The following is a 19,065-nucleotide window of genomic DNA, read 5'->3' on the forward strand; positions in this document are numbered from 1 at the left end:
GCCCGAACCAGAAAACGCCCCCTGAACGGGGGGCGTAGGAAGATCGATGCTTAACTATTTTATTAAACGCCTGCTGGGTCTGATCCCGACGCTGCTGATTGTGGCGGTGCTGGTGTTTCTGTTTGTCCATCTTTTACCGGGCGATCCCGCACGGCTGATTGCCGGACGCGAAGCGGATGCCGAAGTGGTGGCGATGGTTCGCCAACAGCTGGGGCTGGATCTGCCGCTGCCGCAGCAGTTCTGGCGCTATATCACCCATGCCCTGCAGGGGGATTTTGGCCTGTCGATGGTGTCGAAACGCCCGGTTTCTGAAGAGATTGCGCTGCGCTTTATGCCCACCTTCTGGCTGACGCTCAGCAGCATGGCGTGGTCGGTTGTTTTCGGCATGGCGATAGGGATTGTTTCCGCCGTGTGGCGTAACCGCTGGCCCGACCGTCTGGGAATGACGCTGGCGGTATCCGGTATTTCCTTCCCGGCTTTTGCGCTGGGGATCCTGCTGATGCAGGTATTTTCCGTTGAGCTGGGCTGGCTGCCCACCGTTGGGGCCGACAGCTGGCAGCACTATATTTTACCCTCTATTACTCTGGGCGCTGCCGTGGCGGCGGTGATGGCCCGCTTTACCCGCGCGTCATTCGTCGAGGTGATGCAGGAAGACTATATGCGCACCGCGCGCGCCAAAGGGGTGCGTGAATCGCTGGTTGTGGTGAAGCACGGCCTGCGCAATGCGATGATCCCGGTGGTGACCATGATGGGGCTGCAGTTTGGTTTTCTGCTCGGCGGTTCGATCGTGGTGGAAGTGGTGTTCAACTGGCCCGGGCTGGGGCGCCTGCTCGTTGATTCCGTGGAGATGCGTGACTATCCGGTGATACAGGCCGAAGTGCTGCTGTTCTCACTGGAGTTTATCCTGATTAATTTGATGGTCGATATGCTCTACGCAGCGATCAATCCGGCAATTCGCTACAAGTAAGGATGGTTGATGCTTAACTGGCGACGCAAAGCTGCGCTATCCACGCTGCCGACAATCAGCCCCGACCGTGTGCGCACCCCGTGGCGCGAGTTCTGGCGGCGTTTTCGCCGGCAGCATCTGGCGATGGCGGCGGGCATATTCATCGTACTGCTGGTGGTGGTGGCCGCGTTTGCCCCCGTGCTGGCCCCGTTCGATGCGGAAAATTATTTTGACTACGACCGGCTCAACGAGGGGCCGTCGCTGCTGCACTGGTTCGGCGTGGATGCGCTGGGCCGCGACATTTTCAGCCGCGTGCTGCTTGGCGCAAGGCTGTCGCTGGTTGCCGGGGTCTTTTCGGTGGCGGTCGGGGCTGCAATCGGCACCCTGCTGGGTTTACTGGCCGGCTATTACGAGGGCTGGTGGGACCGTATTATTATGCGCATCTGCGATGTGCTGTTCGCCTTTCCCGGCATTCTGCTGGCGATAGCGGTGGTGGCGGTGCTGGGTAACGGGATGTCCAACGTCATCCTCGCCGTGGCGATCTTCAGCATTCCTGCTTTTGCCCGACTGGTGCGCGGCAATACGCTGGTGCTGAAGCATCAGACCTATATCGAATCCGCACGCAGTATCGGCGCGCCGGACTGGGTGATTATCCTGCGGCATATTCTGCCGGGGACGCTCTCATCCATCGTGGTGTATTTCACCATGCGTATCGGCACATCGATTATTTCTGCCGCCAGCCTGTCGTTCCTGGGGCTGGGCGCTCAGCCGCCGACGCCGGAGTGGGGCGCGATGTTGAATGCGGCGCAGGCGGATATGGTGATGGCCCCGCACGTGGCGATATTTCCGAGCCTGGCGATTTTCCTGACGGTGCTGGCTTTCAATCTGCTGGGTGACGGTCTGCGCGATGCGCTGGATCCCAAACTGAAACACTGACAGGACTTTGAGCGTGCAGCGGCCGCTGCGCGCTCAAACCATCCGGTTGACATTACCCAATGCACACCTTGCGGTTCACGGTATCCAGCTCAGATGATTTAACTTACATCATCCTTCTCAGGCTACATCATTCAACTTACATCATGCGGCTCAGCACAATCGCGGCAGCGTAAATCGCGATGGCAACAATGCTGATGCAGGTTCCGCAGGAAATCGCCCGCGCCGAGCGGCCAGTGCCGAGGTAGTGGGTTTCCAGCACGATAATATTGGCGGCGGGCGGCAGCAGGCAGAACAGGTACAGCGCGGCCGCGTTGTCGGTGAGCGTCTGAAAACCACTAAGATGCGCAACGAGCAGCATCGCGCTGACCAGCAGGAAAATGACCCCGCCGCGCAGTAAAAATGGACGCAGCTCTTCACGGAAATCCGCCGCCGTTACCCGAACTTTCCCCAGCCAGATCCCAAGGATAGCCATCCCCAGCAGGCTCATCAGGAATTTGGCGATATCGTAAAGTCCTTCACCGAACTGGGCAATCTGCTCACCGAAGGGGATCAGCACGATCCCCGCGCCCAGCGCCAGCACCGGCGGCGTTTTCACCAGGCCTTTCAGATCCAGACCCGCGCCGGAGAGCATGCCTGCGCCAATGGAGTTGCCAAAAATCGAACTGCCGACGTAGGCGGCGATCACGATCACCACCGCCTGCGCGGAGAACAGGGCGCTGACGATCGGCAGACCCAGCCAGCCGATATTGAGATAGCAAAAGCAAAGATGCTGTACCGGATCGCGGCTAAGACGGCGACCAATACTGAGTAAAATCAGCATCAACAGCGCGGTGACGACAATGATGCCGCTCATGGCATGAAAATGGCTGGAGACGTTATAGATGATGACCAGTGGAATGATAAGCCGGGTTAACAACAGGGAAGCCAGCGCTTTGATATCCCAACGGGTATGGCCCATTGCGTAGCCCGCCAGCAGGTAAATCAGCGGTAAAAAAATGGTCATCAACGATCCTCTGCGTTCTTTCCGGCTGAAAGATATAGCATTTTTGTTAATGAATTGTCATTGGCTAATTCGCTGGCAAGAATAAACCGCCTGATATCTCACCGTTATAAAAGATTTTTTCAGCTGGCGTAGAGGAAATCAGCATCCCTGCATATGATGAAAAAGACATCAATTCGCGCTGTTTTCCTCTACAAGGAACTTCACCATGTTAACGATGCACTGGAAAGGGTCTGTCGGGCTGGTCATGCTGAGTGTCGTGCTGGCGGGCTGTTCTTCTAAAGTGGCTGAACCCACCCAATTTTCAGGATTTTTATCCGACTACTCACAGCTAAAACCCACCAGCTCCCCAAGCGGCCATCAGACTCTGCGCTGGATTTCACCCACCTTTAAGTCAGCGGATTACACAGGCATTTATTATACGCCGGTGGTTTACTATCCTGCCGCCAGGCCGACTGCCCGTATCAGCCAGCAGACGCTTGACCAGGTGCGTGGTTACGTTGATACCCAACTTCAGCAGGCCGCAGCCCGCCATAAGCCGTTGGTCAGCAAACCGGAGCCGGGCACGTTGATTTTGAAAACCGCCATTACCTCGGTGAATGCTGAAAATCAGGATATGAAATTCTATGAAGTGGTGCCGGTCGCGGCGGTCGTCGCCAGTACGATGGCGGCTTCCGGGCACCGCACGCAGAACAGCGTTCTGTTCCTTGAGCTGGAATTGCTGGATGCGCGAACCGGGGAGCCGGTGGTGAAGGTGGTGCGTAAGGCCTACGGTAAATCCGTTGCCAATAACAGCGCGCCGATTACCTTCGACGAGTTGCGCAGCGGTATTGATGAGATGGTGCAGGATGCGGCGGCGTTTCCGGCGTTGCAATAGCGGGGGCACAGCCAGCCTGCTGTCAAAATTTCGTGTTGCCTGAAAATATTAAAGCGATGAAAAGATTGAAAGGGTCAGCCTCTGCTGCTGCGTAAGGGCATCCGCAGCGCTGAGGTGGAGCCGTTGAGCCAGGAGACGACAACAAGGATGTTGGCGTCAGGCCGGGTTTGAACAGGGACGTTCAATCCTGGCCGGTCCGGCCGGCTCAATGGCGTAACCGAAGGCACCGTGCCACGCACGGCGCGAGGACCGCCCTGGAGCAGCAGCAGAGACTGAACCCCTGATAACCATTCCCCAGCGCCATCTTTATTCCTCATTAAGGTTTTGTAAAAAGCCCGCCGCTTTAACCGCATTTCGCTACGGTTATCTGACACATCCCGTTACGGAGAGAAAATCATGTTCAAACCTCTGGCCGCAGTTAGCCTGCTTGCACTTCTGCTCAGCCCGGCGGCGCTGGCGGAAAAAGTCACGGTTGAAGAGCTGCAGGATGGCCTTAACCATCCCTGGGCACTGGCGTTTTTACCGGATAATCAGGGAATGTTAATCACTGAGCGATCCGGTGAACTCCGGCGCTGGCAGGCGGGAAAAGGGCTGTCTGCCCCGCTGAAAGGCGTACCCGAGGTCTGGACCCGTAGCCAGGGCGGCTTGCTTGACGTGGTGCTGGCCCCCGACTTTGCCGAGAGCCGACGCGTCTGGCTGAGCTATACGCGGGGAGAAGCGGATGGTCGCGGCGGTGCTGCCGTGGGCTACGGGCGGCTCAGTGAGGATTACCAGCAGCTGAGTGATTTTCGCGAGGTGATTCGTCAGCAGCCGGGCCTTTCCGGCGGCGCCAACCTGGGTACCCGAATGGCGTTCGATCGCAATGGCGATCTGTTTATCGCCTTTGGGGATAACTTCCAGGCGGAAAAAGCGCAGGACCTGAATGCGCTACAGGGAAAAATCGTGCGGCTGAAGGCGGATGGTTCGGTACCGCCGGATAATCCGCTGGTGGGTAAAGCAGGAGCGCGCCCGGAAATCTGGACGTGGGGAATGCGCAATCCGCAAGGGCTGGCACTCAACCCCTGGACTCACCAGATGTGGGAGAGCGAGCATGGCCCGCGCGGCGGCGATGAAGTGAACATCTTAACGAAGGGGGCGAACTACGGCTGGCCGCTGGCGACCTGGGGCATTGATTACAGCGGAGCGAAGGTGCCAGGCTCTAAAGGCGGCGAGGTTGCGGGAACGCTGCAGCCGATCTGGTACTGGAAAGTCTCTCCCGCCATCAGCGGCATGGCCTTTTATAACAGTGCCCGCTTCCCGCAGTGGAAGAATTCACTGTTTATCGGCGCGCTGAAGGAAAAGAACCTGATCCGCCTGAGCCTGAACGGCGAGCGGGTGGTCGATCAGCAGCGCCTGCTTGAGGATCGCGCTGAGCGAATCAGAGACGTCCGTATGGGGCCGGACGGCTGGCTGTATCTGCTCACCGATGAGTCCGACGGTAAGCTGCTACGGGTGGGGCTGGCACCCTGACCTGATAAGCGATTAACGCACCCAGTGACACACTTCCCAGCCGCGGTCCTGCGCCAGCGTGAGCAGGGCATCGGCCGGGTTGACCACGTGCGGGCGATCGGCGTTTTCCAGCATCGGCAGATCGTTTATCGAGTCGCTGTACGCCCAGGTTTTATCGAACTGCCGGGCGCTGCTCTGCGCCAGCCAGCGGTTAACGCACTCCACCTTGCCTTCTTTATAGGTGAGCGGGCCGAAAATCTTCCCGCTGTAGCGGCTGTCTACCACCTCAACGCCAATCGCCAGTGCGCAATCGGCACCGAGCCGTTGCGCAATAGGGGCCACCAGATGCTCGCCGCTGGCGGAAATAATCATGACCGTATCGCCACGATGCTGATGCCAGCGGATACGCTCGCGCGCTGCCGGATAGACGCGGGGCACAATATCGCGCTGGATAAAGCGCCGGATCCAGCCGCTGACCGTGGCGGTAGCCAGGCCCGTCAGCGGGGCCAGCGTGGTATCCATATACGCTTCCATTGAGAGGTTACCCTGATAGTACTGGTCCATCAGCGCCTGCTCCTGCTGCAGGATCTCCGCCGGGGCAAAGCCCTGAGAGACCAGCCAGTGCAGCCACAGTCCTGTACTGTCTTCGGAAATAACCGTTTCATCAAGGTCGAACAGCGCTAAATCCATCATTATTACTCCTCAGCAGACTGCTGCCAGAGTAGCGAATTTTTGTGACAGCCTTAACTGTTTAGCCACAATTCAGAATTTATCCTGGCGTTATCCGCTTATCGCTGGCGATTATTTATGCGTCACGACGGGCAAGGTTAAGATTTATCTAATAAACTCTAGAAAACTTTACGGTTTGAAGGTTCTTTTCATTGATGTTACGTCTTAGTGTAGGGTGGTTAAGTGCCCGATTGCGCTTCGAATACCTGTCTTTAAAATGGATATCTGGTCACGCCATGAAGAAAAAACTCCTCTCTGCCAGCGTTATTACGCTGGTTACTGCCTCAACGGTGTTACTGACACTGCCCGCTGCGTTTGCTGAACAGGCGCCTGCAGCGCCACAGATCGATGCTAAAGCCTGGATCCTGATGGATTACAACAGCGGTAAAGTGCTGACGGAACATCAGGCGGACGATCGCCTCGATCCGGCCAGCCTGACCAAAATGATGGCCAGCTATGTTATCGGCCAGGCGCTGAAATCCGGCAAGATTAACAAAGATGATATGGTCACCGTGGGTAAGGATGCCTGGGCGACCGGCAACCCGGTCCTGCAGGGGTCGTCGCTGATGTTCCTTAAGCCGGGGGATCGCATTCCGGTTTCCGAGCTGAACAAGGGCATTATTATTCAGTCCGGCAATGATGCCAGTATCGCCCTGGCGGACTATGTTGCGGGCAGCCAGGACTCTTTCGTGGGCCTGATGAACAACTATGTTAAGGCGCTGGGCTTACAGAACACCCATTTTAAAACCGTACACGGGCTGGATTCCGACGGGCAGTACAGCACCGCGCGCGATATGGCGCTGATTGGTCAGGCGCTGATCCGCGATGTGCCCGATGAGTACGCGATTCACAAAGAGAAAGAGTTCACCTTCAATAAAATCCGTCAGTACAACCGTAACCGTCTGCTGTGGAGCACCAATTTACAGGTGGACGGCATTAAAACCGGCCATACCTCCGGCGCGGGAAATAATCTGGTGGCCTCGGCGGTGGATGGCGATCAGCGCCTGATTTCCGTCGTGCTGGGGACGGCAACCGATGCGATTCGCATCCGCGAAAGCGAGAAGCTGCTGACCTGGGGCTTCCGCTTCTATGAAACCGTGACGCCGATTAAGGCCGGTAAACCTTTTGCCACACAGCGCGTCTGGTACGGCGAGCGCAGCGAGGTCAACCTGGGCGTGGCCAAAGATGCGGCGATTACCGTGCCGAAAGGGCAAATGAAGAATCTGAAAGCCAGCTTTACCCTGACTCAGCCGCAGCTCACCGCGCCGCTGGCTAAAAATCAGGTGGTCGGCACCATCGATTTCCAGCTGGATGGAAAATCTATCGATCAGCGTCCGCTGGTGGTACTGGATGAAGTGAAGGAGGCGGGATTCTTTGGCCGTATCTGGGACTTTATCGTGATGAAAATCACCGGGCTGTTCAGCTAACGCTATTTTTCAGTTCTTCCCATCAGGAAGCAGGGGCGGACCGGCCGGTCCGCCCGCTGGGGAACATCAGATTAAATCGTAAACCACGGCGGAAATCGCCACCAGGCCTACCAGCACCACAAATACGTTGCTCAGCTTGCCGCTGTACTGACGCATTGCCGGCACTTTATTGATGGCGTACATCGGCATCAGGAACAGCAGCACGGCGATGATCGGGCCACCCAGGCTTTCGATCAGACCGAGGATACTCGGGTTCAGCGTGGCAACGATCCAGGTAGTTACCAGCATAAACAGCGCGGTAAAGCGGTTCAGTTTGCTTTCGGCAATGGTTTTACCGCGGCTGCGCAGCATCTTATTGACCGTGCCGTTAAAGCCTTCCCGCGCGCCCAGGTAGTGGCCGAGGAACGATTTGGTGATCGCCACGATGGCAATCATCGGGGCCAGCCACGCCATCAGCGGGGTGCTGAAGTGGTTCGCCAGATAGGACAGAATAGAGATGTTTTGCGCTTTCGCTTCCGCCAGATTTTCCGGTGACAGGCTCAGCACGCAGCTGAACACAAAGAACATCACCGTAATCACCATCATGATGTGGCTGCGGGCCAGGATACGTGAGCATTTTTTCTCGGCCATGTCGCCGTATTCACCGCGCTTGGCGACGGCGAAGGCGGAAATAATCGGCGAGTGGTTGAAGGAAAAGACCATCACCGGGATCGCCAGCCACAGCGTCATCAGCAGGCCGCTGCCGCTTCCGCTCAGGCTTACGTTGTCGAAAATTGAGCTGTTCCAGTGTGGGATCAGATACAGCGCCAGCGCCATCAGCACCACCACGAACGGATAAACCAGCATGCTCATGGTTTTGACGATAATGTCCTTACCAAAACGCACAATGGTCATCAGACCGACGATCAGCACCAGCGACAGCAGCGCACGGGGCGGAGCCTGCATCTGCAACTGATGGGTCATGAAGCTTTCAACGGTGTTGGTGATCGCCACGCTGTAAACCAGCAGGATAGGGTAGATAGCGAAGAAATAGAGCAGGGTGATAAGCTTACCGGCACCCACGCCAAAATGCTCTTCCACCACTTCGGTAATATCGCCATCCGGCTTGCTTCCTGAGAGTACGAAGCGACACAGTCCGCGGTGGGCAAAGTACGTCATCGGGAAGGCCAGCAGCGCCATAATAATCAGTGGGATCAGGCCACCAATACCGGCATTAATCGGCAGGAACAGCACGCCTGCACCAATGGCCGTACCGTACAGGCCGAGCATCCACATGGTGTCGGTTTTGCGCCATGTACTGGCATCCTGAGGGGCTACGGGATTGAGCACCGCTGTTTGGGATGAGTCCATCACTTTCTCCAGTGTTTAAAAACAATTAATTAAATCGCTTAACATCCGCACAGCAATTTTTAATTACCGATAACGGATTTAATTAATCACTCTGATTTTTATGGCGCACACTCTACCATCAGAAAAAATAGATGAAAGCACTGGATGATCTATTACCGGTGATCGCAGTCACAATTCCATGACCTTTTTTGGAGTGAATATCTGCCTTGCCTTCTTTTGCAGGGATTATCTACCAGGTAATCGCTTGGTTAACAGGTATTTAAACTGAATTTAAGGTTTTTTAAATGGTTAAATAGTCGTCTTGTTGCGCGTTTTTTGTCAGGGGGCTGTTTTTAAGTTGTTTAAAAACAATGAGTTATTTCTTTTTAATGAGGCGAGGTGTTGTCGGTTTAATCACTTGCGCAACGGCAGAGGGAAATACGGCATTTAATTCCGGCTTATTGCGCAATAAACAAGGGGAATGAAGGGGGAGCAACGGCGCGGGGCCGCGCGTGCGGGCCGGAGAATTCCGACCCCGTAAATAATTAGTGGCGGACCCAGCCTTTACTGATGGGAAACGCAAACACCGTCCGATAAACGGAAGAGAGCAGGGGCAACAGTCGGTTACCGAACATCAGCCAGAAAATTTGTGCAAACAGGCAGGACAAAAGGCCGACCAGCAGTCCGCCCAGCATATCCATCGGCCAGTGAACGCCGAGATAGATACGCGACCAGGCGATCGCCGTACCGGTAGCGAGCAGTACGGCGCCGGACCACATGCGATGCCAGGCGATAAACGCCAGCGCAAAGGTAAAAATGACCGTGCCGTGATCGCTGGGATAGGAGTCGTCAGGGGCATGGGCAAGATACTGATGGCCAAGCCCGATGGCGAAGGGGCGAGGATGCGGGAAAAGATGGCCGAGGCTCCAGGATATCGCCAGCGCATACAGCAGCGCCACGCCGGTTTTCACCACCAGAACGCGCTGCGAGGTCAGCTGGCTGCGCGGCCCCCACAGCCACAGCACGACGATCATCAGCGGAACGATGGCGATAACGTCGCGGGCAATGAACGTTGCCAGTGTAATCAGCCAGTCCGGTGAGTCGCCGTTGGCGTTAATCCAGAGAAACAGCGAACGGTTAATCTCTTCCATCATTGTATTTATTTCCTCTTTATCTCAAACAGATACGTTACGCATCCGAAAATTGCACACTGCGTCAGCCACACCCACCACGCGGCCCAGAGGTTGTGGGACATAAAGTGTGCGCCACGCATAATCTGACCAAAACCCATGACCGTTCCCAGAGCCAGCGCTGCCCACCAGCAGCACCACGCAAGGCGCGGGCGACGGGGCCAGAACAGGAAAAACAGCGCCATCGCGCTGAACCCGCTGGAGGCATGGCCGCCCGGGAAGCAGCGTCCGGGTCCGCTGTTTTCCGGAATGGCACCCAGCAGCGGATAGGAAACCGCATGGCCACCAAACTGCACCAGATCCCACGGGCAGGAATGGGCGCTGCTGCTTTTCAGCAGGCCAACCACCAGCGGTCCGAGGCCCATCAGCAGCGCCACCAGCACCCAGCGCCACTGACGGCGCACGATTCCCGCAATCAGCAACAGCGCGCCACCGACGATGACCAGGTCTTTGAACAGTCGGTGATTAATCACATCCAGCCAGACGTTATCCTGCCACGGGAACCGCTGGGTCAGCGGGTCATACCACATCTGGCTGATGGCCATATCCCAGCTTTCACTGCGCGACAGCCAAATCAGAAACAGGGCGCTGAGTAGTAACAGCACGGATTGCTTAAAATAAAAGTCAGCCGGAAGTGGGTAAAGGGCTTCGCTCCTAATTCCGCGCTTCGTTTCGGGTTTGTTGAGAATTGATGACATTTTTATGACGCTTTGGCGATAAGTACAGGGAGTCTACGATGCCTGAAAGCCCTTAAGGCAACATTAAGAGCGGAAGGAAGAAGAACGGCAGAAGTGCCGGAGCAGAAAAGAAAAAAACCCGCTAAACATAATGTTTAACGGGCTCCTCAATTTGGGGATTTCAAAGAAAAGCAGTGGCATTAATTCAGACTGCACCCCGCCATAAAAGTTCTCTGAAGTCCTTAAAAATTTTCATTCAGCCGAAAATTGGCCAGATTACCACAATCAGCGTACCGGCGAGCGTAAGCAAAACGTTAGCAATCGCATAAGTTCCTGCATAGCCCAGTGCCGGGATATTGCTGCGCGCCGTATCGCTGATAATCTCCATCGCCGGGGCGCAGGTACGGGCACCCATAATGGCACCGAACAGCAGCGCGCGGTTCATCTTCAGCACCAGCGCACCAAACAGGAAGCAGATCACCACCGGCAGCAGGCTGACAATCAGCCCGGCGGCCAGCATCAGCAGACCGGTTTCACCCAGCCCCTGATTAATGCCGCTGCCCGCGCTCAGCCCGACCCCGGCCATAAATACCATCAGACCAAACTCTTTCACCATCGTCAGTGCGCCCTGCGGGATATAACCAAACGTCGGATGGTTAGCCCGCAGGAAGCCGAGCATGATCCCGGCAAACAGCAGCCCGGCGGCGTTACCAATGCCGAAGTTGAAGCTGCTGAACTGGAAGTTAATCATGCCGATCATCAGGCCAATGATAAAGAAGGAGCAGAAGGCCAGCAGGTCGGTTACCTGGCTGTGAATTGAAATAAAGCCGATGCGGTCGGCCACGGACTTCACGCGTTTCGCTTCGCCGCTGATGTGCAGCACGTCACCTTTATTCAGGATGATGCTGTCGTCGATCGGCATTTCAATCTGGCTGCGGATAACCCGGTTAAGGAAGCAGCCATGATCGGTCAGCTTGAGCTGGCTGAGGCGTTTGTTGACCGCATTGTTATTTTTAACCACGATCTCTTCGTTAACGATGCGCATATCCAGCAGGTCGCGGTCGAAGACCTCTTTGCCGTTGCGGAAGCTGGGGTCGAGGCGTGAATGGGCATCCGGGTAACCGACCAGCGAGATTTCATCGCCGGGCTGCAATACCGCATCACCGTCGGGATTTGCCAGTATGCCGTTACGGCGAATACGTTCAATGTAACAGCCGGTCTGGCGATAAATTCCCAGCTCGCGCAGATTCTTGCCGTCGCTCCATGCCACCAGTTCGGGGCCAACGCGGTAGGCGCGGATCACCGGCAGGTACACTTTACGCTTGCTGTCCGGGTCCAGGCCGCGTTCGCGGGCGATCTGCTGTGCGCTGGTCGGCAGATCCTGATGCTGCAGCTTGGGGAGATAGCGGGCGGCGACAATCAGACTGACGAGACCAACCAGATAGGTCAGGGCGTAGCCGAGGCTGAGGTGATCCTGGGCCTGGCTGAGGCTTCCGCTCTCGGTCATCATTTGCCGCAGGGTATCCCCCGCGCCCACCAGCACCGGCGTCGAGGTCATTGACCCCGCCAGCATCCCGGCGGTCAGTCCGATATCCCAGCCGAACAGTTTGCCCAGCCCCAGCGCAAGGATCATCGCGCTGGTGACCATCACAATCGCCAGCATCAGATAGTTTTTTCCGTCCCGGAAAAAGATAGAAAAAAAGTTCGGACCGGCTTCCACACCCACGCAAAAAATAAATAACATAAAGCCAAGATTAAGGGCTTCGGTATTAATTGAAAAATGCTGTTGGCCAAGGAGTAAAGAAACCACTAAAACGCCAATGGAATTACCCAGTTGAATCGAACCCAGCCGCAGTTTTCCTAAACACAGGCCCAATGATAAAACGACAAATAATAACAGTATGTAATTTCTACTTAACAAGTCTGCGACGTTTATATTCACGGTTTAACTTCTTGTTTACCATTAACCTATTGATGAAAGGGCATTTATGCGCTAAATTTTACCCGCTGCAGCCGGTGAGAGGATGACCGCTGTGTGCTTATCCTGCCGGATTGATTTTACGGATAAATCGACGATTATTTTAATCGTTATACTGCCCTACGGCCAGCATCTGCCTGGTTTATTTTTTAGCAATATCAAGATAATTAAATTTGTTGTTGTATAACAATCACACGCTCATTTCTTTTTTTTGAATTGATGTTGGGTTAAAAATAACCTGGAGAAGATTCTGATGTGGGTTAAAGCCTTCAACTGGTCTGGCGTTATTGCCTGCAGCTCTCTGTATGGCTTGCTCTTCCTTGCCGTGCGTTACCTGATTGCGATCGGTGGGATGAATCACGTCCAGTTTGGCCTGCTGCTGTTTATGATCCCCGGCGCACTGGCGGCACTGATGTCACGAGATGCCCCCTTTACCGTGCTGCTGCTGGCCATGCTGCTGGCATCGCCCCCCTGCCTGGCACTGATGCAGTTACGTACCTTCCACAGCGTGGGCCTGGGCCAGGAGATTGCGATTATCGCCAGTGCGGTATTCTGGTGCGGGTCTGGCGCGCTGGTGGTGATGCTGTGGCGAACACTGCTGGAGATACATCAGCGTCAGAGCGGTAAGCGAGGGTAGTCAGGGGCAGGGTTACAGCAGCAGGGGGGGCGAAATCGCCTCCCCCTGCAGGAAAAGCCATTAAGACTGGAACAGGCCCAGGTTGGCTTTCGCGTAGGCTTCAAAATCAGTGCAGCCGCCGATGTGATTCTGATCGAGGAAGATCTGCGGCACGGTTTCTACCGGTTTACCGACGGATTTTTCCAGATCGGCCTTGGTGATCCCTTCAGCGTGGATATCCACGTAGCGGAAGTTGAAGTCATCACGCTCTTCAGTCAGTTTCTCAGCCAGCTCTTTAGCACGTACGCAGTAAGGGCAGCCCGGGCGTCCGAAAATCACAGCAAACATAGATGTCTCCTCAAGGGTTGGATTCTTTTATGTGACTCAAGTCACAACTTATTGCTCAATGCCGCCTATGATGCCCGCATCCCCCGCTGAAAGAAAGAAGGAATTACCTGTTGGTATGATTCGTACAGGCTATACCGCTTGCGCTTTTCTGCTCTTTTCAGGCAGAGTGAGGCGGCGTGAAACCCGGGTTTATGGCCTTTGATAACCGAGCGAAAGGAGAAACATGATGCGTGCTTTTACTCAGTTACCCCGGCCGGTCCTTGTTCTGGAAGCGCTGGGGGGAATCGTGGTGGTACTTGCCCTGCTGACGCTGCATGAAATGCTTCCTTTACCTCCCCCTTTCACCGGTAAGCTGGCCGCTACCCTCATGATTTTCTTCGGGATTGCTCTGATGCTGCCCGCCGCGATCGTTATGATGTGGCGCACGGCAAAAGCCATGGCCCCGGACTTGTTTAACACGCGCCGTTCGCTTACTAAGAAAAAAGGAGATTCCCATGACGCCGACCATTGATCTGCTCTGCGCCCATCGTTCCATTCGTGCATTTACCGAGCGGAAGATTACCCAGGAGCAGCGCGCTGCCATTCTTGCCGCCGCGCAGTCGGCCTCCAGCTCCAGTTTTTTGCAGTGTACCTCTATCGTACGCATCAGCGATCCGGCACTGAGAGAGACGCTGGTGACGCTGAGCGGTGGGCAGAAATACGTTGCCGCAGCCGCAGAGTTTTGGGTGTTCTGCGCCGATTTTAATCGCCTGCAGCAGATATGTCCGGATGCGCAGCTGGGGCTGGCTGAGCAGCTGCTGCTGGGCTGCGTTGATACCGCGCTGATGGCGCAGAACGCCATAACCGCCGCGGAATCCCTCGGTTTTGGCGGCGTCTTTATCGGTGGCATTCGCAATAATATTGCCGCGGTGACCGAACAGCTGGCACTGCCGAAATTCGTGCTGCCGCTGTTTGGCCTGTGCCTGGGCGAACCGGCACAGGATCCGGTCTTTAAGCCGCGTATGCCCGCCGCGATGCTGGTCCATGAAAACCAGTACCGGGCGCTGGATCCGGCAATGCTGGAGCAATACGACCACCAGCTGGAGAATTACTACCAGAGCCGTGACAGCAACCGCCGGATTGAAAGCTGGAGTGACCATATCCGCAAGACGCTGGTAAAAGAAAGCCGTCCGTTTATGCTCGACTACCTGCACCAGCAGGGATGGGCCACGCGCTGATTGTTCCGCTTCCGGAGGTAACTGTTGAAAATTGCCGTTCTTTCCCGCGATGGTTCGCTCTATTCCTGCCAGCGTCTGGTTGAGGCTGCGCGCGCGCGCGGCCACAGCGTGGAGGTGATCGATCCGCTCTCCTGCTATATGAACATCAACCCCGGCTCCTCGGCGATTCACTATCGTGGTCGTCAGCTGGAGCACTATGATGCGGTGATCCCCCGTATTGGCCCCTCGACCACCTTCTACGGTATGGCGGTGCTGCGCCAGTTCGAGATGTGCGGCAGCTATCCGCTTAACGAGTCGCTGGCGATTGCCCGCGCGCGTGACAAGCTGCGCTCGTTACAGCTTTTGGCCAGGGCCGGGATTGCCATGCCGGTCACCGGATTCGCCCATTCGCCGGACGATACCAGGGACCTGATCAAGATGGTCGGTGGCGCGCCGCTGGTGGTAAAGCTACTGGAAGGCACGCAGGGGATTGGCGTGGTGCTGGCGGAAACCCGGCAGGCGGCGGAAAGCGTGATTGATGCTTTTCGCGGGCTGAATGCGCACATCCTGGTTCAGGAATTTATTAAAGAGGCGCAGGGGCGCGATATACGCTGCCTGGTCATCGGCGGTGAAGTGGTCGCCGCGATTGAGCGGGTGGCGAAAGAGGGCGAGTTTCGCTCCAATCTGCATCGCGGCGGCAGCGCGCGGCGCGTGGTGATTGACGATCGCGAGCGGGAAATTGCGGTTCGCGCGGCGCTAACGCTCGGTCTGGATGTCGCCGGGGTGGATATTTTACGCGCCGAGCGCGGTCCGCTGGTGATGGAAGTCAACGCGTCTCCGGGGCTGGAAGGTATTGAAAAAACGACCGGTCTGAACATTGCCGCGATGATGATCGGCTGGATCGAAGAACAGGCGCGTCCAGGCTTCAGCCTGAAAACGGGTGGCTGATGTCTTATTTCTGTCGTAAACATGGTTTTTGCTAACGAATTTCCGTAAGCTAGTGCGCAATTTTATCGCGGCAAGAGACAACTCATATGGATTCACTCATCGTCCCGGATCTCGACGTATTACGGCGTTGGCTGGATCAGCAAAGCATCACCTGGTTCGAGTGTGACTCCTGCCAGGCTCTTCATCTGCCGCATATGCAGAATTTTGACGGGATATTTGATGCCAAACTGGATCTGGTCGATAACGTGATCCTGTTTTCAGCGCTGGCCGAGGTGAAACCCACCGCGCTGATCCCATTAGTCGGCGATCTGTCGCAGATTAACGCCAGCTCGCTGACGGTGAAGGCGTTCCTGGATATCCAGGATGATAACCTGCCGAAGCTGATCGTCTGCCAGTCACTCAGCGTGAGTGCAGGCGTAACGCATGCCCAGTTCGATCATTTTATGAAGCAGAGTGAAGAACAGATTTCAATGATCGTGATGGAAGCCTTTGCGAATCATTTACTGGTGATCGGTGAAGATGAAGAGCGTACACCGATGATTAGCGGGCACTCCATGCTGCACTAAGTTTTTTCTCCTGCCCGGGGCAGTATCTGATACTGCCCGACTTTCCATCACTCTGCATAATTATCTGCCCCGACTCTGTTTTCTCTCTCTCTTTTCCGGTCCGTCCCACCACTTTTTATTCTGCATTTTGCCCTTAATTGCCAGATATCTATCGCTGTTTATGCCGCGAATGGCATATCACGTAGAGGAAACATGCATAGAAAATCGATAAAAGGCGTTTTTTACGCTAAGGTCTGGTCTGGACCAGTGAGTGGGGCTATTCTTGCGTTGCTGCATTAAGCGTGCAACGTCGCTACAACTATAGGTTTTTTCTATTAACGGCGCAGTGAATAATGATTCATTGTGAACCTGTATTTTGCCGCAGGCGCTCACCGGTTCGCTTGCTGGAGAAATGTACCTCTCGGGTACGGCTGTGATTATCCCTGTTCAGGAGAATGGAAGATGTTCAACCAACGCAAAAAATGGTTGTCAGGTGTGGTTGCGGGTGCGCTGATGGCGATCTCCGCTGGCTCTCTGGCGGAAGATAAAACGCTGCACGTTTATAACTGGTCTGATTATATTGCGCCAAACACCGTGGCCGATTTTGAAAAGCAAACCGGCATCAAAGTCGTTTATGACGTGTTTGACTCTAACGAAGTGCTGGAAGGCAAACTTATGGCCGGCAGCACGGGCTATGATGTGGTGGTGCCATCTTCCAGCTTCCTGGCGCGCCAGCTGCAGTCCGGCGTGTTTCAGCCGCTGGATCGCAGCAAGCTGCCGAACTATAAAAACCTCGACCCCGATCTGATGAAAAAGCTGGAACAGCACGATCCGGGTAACAAATACGCCATTCCTTACCTGTGGGCCACCACCGGTATCGGCTATAACGTCGATAAAGTGAAGGCCGCGCTGGGTAAAGATGCGCCGGTGGACAGCTGGGATCTGGTACTGAAACCGGAAAACCTTGAGAAGCTGAAAAGCTGCGGCGTGTCATTCCTTGATGCCCCTGAAGAAATCTTTGCCACCGTACTGAACTACCTCGGTAAAGATCCGAACAGCAGCGATGCGAAAGATTACTCGGGAGCGGCGACCGATCTGCTGCTGAAGCTGCGTCCAAGCATTCGTTACTTCCACTCTTCTCAGTACATTAACGACCTGGCGAATGGCAACACCTGTGTGGCCATCGGCTGGGCGGGCGACATTCTGCAGGCGAAAAAACGTGCTGAAGATGCGAAGAACGGCGTGAACATTGCCTACAGCATTCCTAAAGAGGGCGCTCTGGCGTTCTTCGATATGCTGGCTATCCCGAAAGATGCGAAAAACACCGATGCGGCCTATCAGTTCATCAACTATCTGATGGAGCCGAAAGTGATGGCGCAGATTTCTAACACCATCTTCTATGCCAGCGGTGTAAAAGCTTCAATTCCGTTTGTTGATGAAGCGATCCGCAATAACCCGGGCATTTACCCAACACCAGAAATCATGGCGAAACTGTTTACGCTTAAGCTGCAGGATCCGAAACTTGATCGTGTGCGTACCCGTGCATGGACTAAAGTTAAAAGTGGTAAATAACTGAGTAGTGAGTCTGACTCACTCTTGCTAAGCAGCAGAGGCCGGTTATCGGCCTCTGTTTGTTATTTTTGGGCCTGTCCCACCGCGGGAAGGTTCTTTAGCGCCGGAGAGTAATGGTAGTGAACGACGCGATCCCCCGTCCCCAAAGCAAGGCTGGCAGGGCGTTAACGCCGCTGCTGGAAATCCGTAATCTGACCAAGTCGTTCGATGGTCAGCACGCGGTTGATGATGTCAACCTCACCATCTACAAAGGCGAAATCTTCGCCCTGCTGGGTGCCTCCGGCTGCGGTAAGTCCACGTTGCTGCGCATGCTGGCCGGATTCGAAAGCCCGACTCATGGGCAGATCCTGCTGGATGGCCAGGATCTCTCCCACGTGCCGCCCTATCAACGCCCAATCAACATGATGTTTCAGTCCTACGCGCTGTTCCCCCATATGACGGTGGAGCAGAATATCGCCTTTGGCCTGAAGCAGGATCGCCTGCCCAAGGCGGAAATCGCCAGCCGCGTGGCCGAAATGCTGACCCTGGTGCACATGCAGGAATATGCTAAGCGTAAGCCGCACCAGCTTTCCGGCGGTCAGCGTCAGCGCGTGGCGCTGGCACGTAGCCTGGCGAAGCGGCCAAAACTGCTGCTGCTGGATGAACCGATGGGCGCGCTGGATAAAAAGCTGCGCGACCGCATGCAGCTGGAAGTGGTCGATATTCTTGAGCGCGTGGGGGCCACCTGCGTGATGGTGACGCACGATCAGGAAGAAGCGATGACCATGGCGGGCCGTATTGCCATCATGAACCGCGGCAAGTTTGTGCAGATTGGCGAGCCGGAAGAGATCTACGAGCATCCGACGACCCGCTTCAGCGCTGAGTTCATCGGTTCGGTCAACGTCTTTGAGGGGCTGCTGCGTGAGCGCCAGGAAGATGGGCTGATTATTGACAGTCCGGGGCTGGTGCATCCGCTGAAAGTGGCGAGCGATGTGTCGGTGCTGGACGGCGTGCCGGTTTACGTGGCGCTGCGCCCGGAAAAAGTGCTGCTGTGTGATGATGTCCCGGCCGACGGCTTTAACTTTGCCGTGGGTGAGGTGGTGCATATTGCCTATCTGGGCGACCTGTCTATCTATCACGTGCGCCTGCGCAGTGGCCAGATGATCAGCGCTCAGCTGCAAAACGGCCATCGTTTCCGCAACGGTACGCCGACCTGGGGCGATGAAGTTCGCCTGTGTTGGGATGCCGATAGCTGTGTGGTTCTGACGGTATAAGCAGGGGGGA

General features: G+C 55.6%; 19 protein-coding genes. 12 read left to right on the forward strand and 7 right to left on the reverse strand.

What is annotated here, in order from left to right; genetic code table 11:
* Nucleotides 1–46: 46 nt before the first annotated feature.
* Together gsiC and gsiD are read left to right on the forward strand one after the other, a co-directional pair.
* Nucleotides 47–967, forward strand: coding sequence for a glutathione ABC transporter permease GsiC (gene gsiC, locus PGH32_RS02975; protein WP_314419937.1), 921 nt, complete (start codon nt 47–49; stop codon nt 965–967).
* Between the two features lie 9 nt (nt 968–976).
* Nucleotides 977–1,882: a glutathione ABC transporter permease GsiD gene (gene gsiD, locus PGH32_RS02980; RefSeq protein WP_314419936.1), complete on the forward strand. Its 906-nt coding sequence runs from the start codon at nt 977–979 to the stop codon at nt 1,880–1,882.
* 136 nt (nt 1,883–2,018) lie between these two features.
* On the opposite strand, the gene PGH32_RS02985 is transcribed toward gsiD, so the two are convergent.
* Nucleotides 2,019–2,885, reverse strand: a complete 867-nt coding sequence (locus tag PGH32_RS02985; protein WP_314419934.1) for a permease — start codon at nt 2,883–2,885, stop codon at nt 2,019–2,021.
* Nucleotides 2,886–3,090: 205 nt separating this feature from the next.
* On the opposite strand from PGH32_RS02985, the gene PGH32_RS02990 reads away from it, so the two are divergent.
* Nucleotides 3,091–3,759, forward strand: a complete 669-nt coding sequence (locus PGH32_RS02990; protein ID WP_443112734.1) for a DUF3313 domain-containing protein — start codon at nt 3,091–3,093, stop codon at nt 3,757–3,759.
* A gap of 396 nt (nt 3,760–4,155) precedes the next feature.
* Nucleotides 4,156–5,268, forward strand: coding sequence for a PQQ-dependent sugar dehydrogenase (locus PGH32_RS02995; protein WP_337893144.1), 1,113 nt, complete (start codon nt 4,156–4,158; stop codon nt 5,266–5,268).
* Between the two features lie 12 nt (nt 5,269–5,280).
* Here PGH32_RS02995 and PGH32_RS03000 read toward each other — a convergent pair whose 3' ends face one another.
* Complete coding sequence (locus PGH32_RS03000; protein WP_314420038.1) at nt 5,281–5,937, reverse strand: HAD family hydrolase; 657 nt, start codon at nt 5,935–5,937, stop codon at nt 5,281–5,283.
* A 275-nt stretch (nt 5,938–6,212) separates the two neighbouring features.
* Between PGH32_RS03000 and PGH32_RS03005 the strand changes: the two genes are divergently transcribed.
* Nucleotides 6,213–7,403: a serine hydrolase gene (locus PGH32_RS03005; protein ID WP_314419931.1), complete on the forward strand. Its 1,191-nt coding sequence runs from the start codon at nt 6,213–6,215 to the stop codon at nt 7,401–7,403.
* A gap of 66 nt (nt 7,404–7,469) precedes the next feature.
* On the opposite strand, the gene PGH32_RS03010 is transcribed toward PGH32_RS03005, so the two are convergent.
* The 4 genes from PGH32_RS03010 to PGH32_RS03025 all read right to left on the reverse strand — a co-directional run bounded on the left by PGH32_RS03010 (nt 7,470) and on the right by PGH32_RS03025 (nt 12,541).
* Nucleotides 7,470–8,753, reverse strand: coding sequence for an HAAAP family serine/threonine permease (locus PGH32_RS03010; RefSeq protein WP_314419927.1), 1,284 nt, complete (start codon nt 8,751–8,753; stop codon nt 7,470–7,472).
* Between the two features lie 524 nt (nt 8,754–9,277).
* A complete protein-coding gene (ybjG, locus tag PGH32_RS03015; protein WP_314420034.1) occupies nt 9,278–9,883 on the reverse strand; it encodes an undecaprenyl-diphosphate phosphatase in 606 nt (201 codons plus the stop codon).
* A gap of 8 nt (nt 9,884–9,891) precedes the next feature.
* Nucleotides 9,892–10,626, reverse strand: coding sequence for a phosphatase PAP2 family protein (locus PGH32_RS03020; RefSeq protein ID WP_314420033.1), 735 nt, complete (start codon nt 10,624–10,626; stop codon nt 9,892–9,894).
* Nucleotides 10,627–10,855: 229 nt separating this feature from the next.
* Nucleotides 10,856–12,541: an aspartate:alanine antiporter gene (locus PGH32_RS03025; RefSeq protein WP_123332398.1), complete on the reverse strand. Its 1,686-nt coding sequence runs from the start codon at nt 12,539–12,541 to the stop codon at nt 10,856–10,858.
* A gap of 289 nt (nt 12,542–12,830) precedes the next feature.
* On the opposite strand from PGH32_RS03025, the gene ybjM reads away from it, so the two are divergent.
* Nucleotides 12,831–13,214 (forward strand): inner membrane protein YbjM, encoded by a 384-nt coding sequence (ybjM, locus tag PGH32_RS03030; RefSeq protein ID WP_314419924.1) that lies wholly within the window; start codon nt 12,831–12,833, stop codon nt 13,212–13,214.
* 60 nt (nt 13,215–13,274) lie between these two features.
* Here the strand turns inward: ybjM and PGH32_RS03035 are convergent, their stop codons facing one another.
* Complete coding sequence (locus PGH32_RS03035; protein WP_314419921.1) at nt 13,275–13,541, reverse strand: GrxA family glutaredoxin; 267 nt, start codon at nt 13,539–13,541, stop codon at nt 13,275–13,277.
* A gap of 226 nt (nt 13,542–13,767) precedes the next feature.
* Between PGH32_RS03035 and PGH32_RS03040 the strand changes: the two genes are divergently transcribed.
* From PGH32_RS03040 to potG, 6 genes are all read left to right on the forward strand, one after another.
* Nucleotides 13,768–14,052, forward strand: a complete 285-nt coding sequence (locus PGH32_RS03040) for a YbjC family protein (protein ID WP_314420032.1) — start codon at nt 13,768–13,770, stop codon at nt 14,050–14,052.
* Nucleotides 14,036–14,758, forward strand: coding sequence for an oxygen-insensitive NADPH nitroreductase (gene nfsA, locus PGH32_RS03045; RefSeq protein ID WP_314419919.1), 723 nt, complete (start codon nt 14,036–14,038; stop codon nt 14,756–14,758). Before PGH32_RS03040 ends, nfsA begins: the two co-directional genes overlap by 17 nt.
* Before the next feature lie 24 nt (nt 14,759–14,782).
* Nucleotides 14,783–15,685: a 30S ribosomal protein S6--L-glutamate ligase gene (gene rimK / locus PGH32_RS03050; protein ID WP_337893145.1), complete on the forward strand. Its 903-nt coding sequence runs from the start codon at nt 14,783–14,785 to the stop codon at nt 15,683–15,685.
* An 86-nt stretch (nt 15,686–15,771) separates the two neighbouring features.
* On the forward strand, nt 15,772–16,251 hold the full coding sequence (locus PGH32_RS03055) for a YbjN domain-containing protein (protein ID WP_314419917.1): 480 nt from the start codon (nt 15,772–15,774) through the stop codon (nt 16,249–16,251).
* Nucleotides 16,252–16,692: 441 nt separating this feature from the next.
* Nucleotides 16,693–17,802, forward strand: a complete 1,110-nt coding sequence (potF, locus tag PGH32_RS03060; protein ID WP_314419915.1) for a spermidine/putrescine ABC transporter substrate-binding protein PotF — start codon at nt 16,693–16,695, stop codon at nt 17,800–17,802.
* Between the two features lie 119 nt (nt 17,803–17,921).
* Nucleotides 17,922–19,055, forward strand: a complete 1,134-nt coding sequence (gene potG, locus PGH32_RS03065) for a putrescine ABC transporter ATP-binding subunit PotG (RefSeq protein ID WP_314420030.1) — start codon at nt 17,922–17,924, stop codon at nt 19,053–19,055.
* Nucleotides 19,056–19,065: the final 10 nt, after the last annotated feature.

The organism is Erwinia sp. SLM-02, from assembly GCF_037450285.1.
GTDB lineage: Bacteria > Pseudomonadota > Gammaproteobacteria > Enterobacterales > Enterobacteriaceae > Erwinia.

Excerpts from the sequence above, each read along its gene's own strand:
- ybjM (WP_314419924.1), top strand. The coding sequence starts at position 12,831 with ATGTGGGTTAAAGCCTTCAACTGGTCTGGCGTTATTGCCTGCAGCTCT.
- potF (WP_314419915.1), top strand. The coding sequence starts at position 16,693 with ATGTTCAACCAACGCAAAAAATGGTTGTCAGGTGTGGTTGCGGGTGCG.
- PGH32_RS03010 (WP_314419927.1), bottom strand. The coding sequence starts at position 8,753 with ATGGACTCATCCCAAACAGCGGTGCTCAATCCCGTAGCCCCTCAGGAT.
- PGH32_RS02990 (WP_443112734.1), top strand. The coding sequence starts at position 3,091 with ATGTTAACGATGCACTGGAAAGGGTCTGTCGGGCTGGTCATGCTGAGT.
- gsiC (WP_314419937.1), top strand. The coding sequence starts at position 47 with ATGCTTAACTATTTTATTAAACGCCTGCTGGGTCTGATCCCGACGCTG.
- PGH32_RS02995 (WP_337893144.1), top strand. The coding sequence starts at position 4,156 with ATGTTCAAACCTCTGGCCGCAGTTAGCCTGCTTGCACTTCTGCTCAGC.
- PGH32_RS03055 (WP_314419917.1), top strand. The coding sequence starts at position 15,772 with ATGGATTCACTCATCGTCCCGGATCTCGACGTATTACGGCGTTGGCTG.
- PGH32_RS03040 (WP_314420032.1), top strand. The coding sequence starts at position 13,768 with ATGCGTGCTTTTACTCAGTTACCCCGGCCGGTCCTTGTTCTGGAAGCG.
- PGH32_RS03000 (WP_314420038.1), bottom strand. The coding sequence starts at position 5,937 with ATGGATTTAGCGCTGTTCGACCTTGATGAAACGGTTATTTCCGAAGAC.
- ybjG (WP_314420034.1), bottom strand. The coding sequence starts at position 9,883 with ATGGAAGAGATTAACCGTTCGCTGTTTCTCTGGATTAACGCCAACGGC.
- PGH32_RS03035 (WP_314419921.1), bottom strand. The coding sequence starts at position 13,541 with ATGTTTGCTGTGATTTTCGGACGCCCGGGCTGCCCTTACTGCGTACGT.
- PGH32_RS03005 (WP_314419931.1), top strand. The coding sequence starts at position 6,213 with ATGAAGAAAAAACTCCTCTCTGCCAGCGTTATTACGCTGGTTACTGCC.
- gsiD (WP_314419936.1), top strand. The coding sequence starts at position 977 with ATGCTTAACTGGCGACGCAAAGCTGCGCTATCCACGCTGCCGACAATC.
- PGH32_RS02985 (WP_314419934.1), bottom strand. The coding sequence starts at position 2,885 with ATGACCATTTTTTTACCGCTGATTTACCTGCTGGCGGGCTACGCAATG.
- nfsA (WP_314419919.1), top strand. The coding sequence starts at position 14,036 with ATGACGCCGACCATTGATCTGCTCTGCGCCCATCGTTCCATTCGTGCA.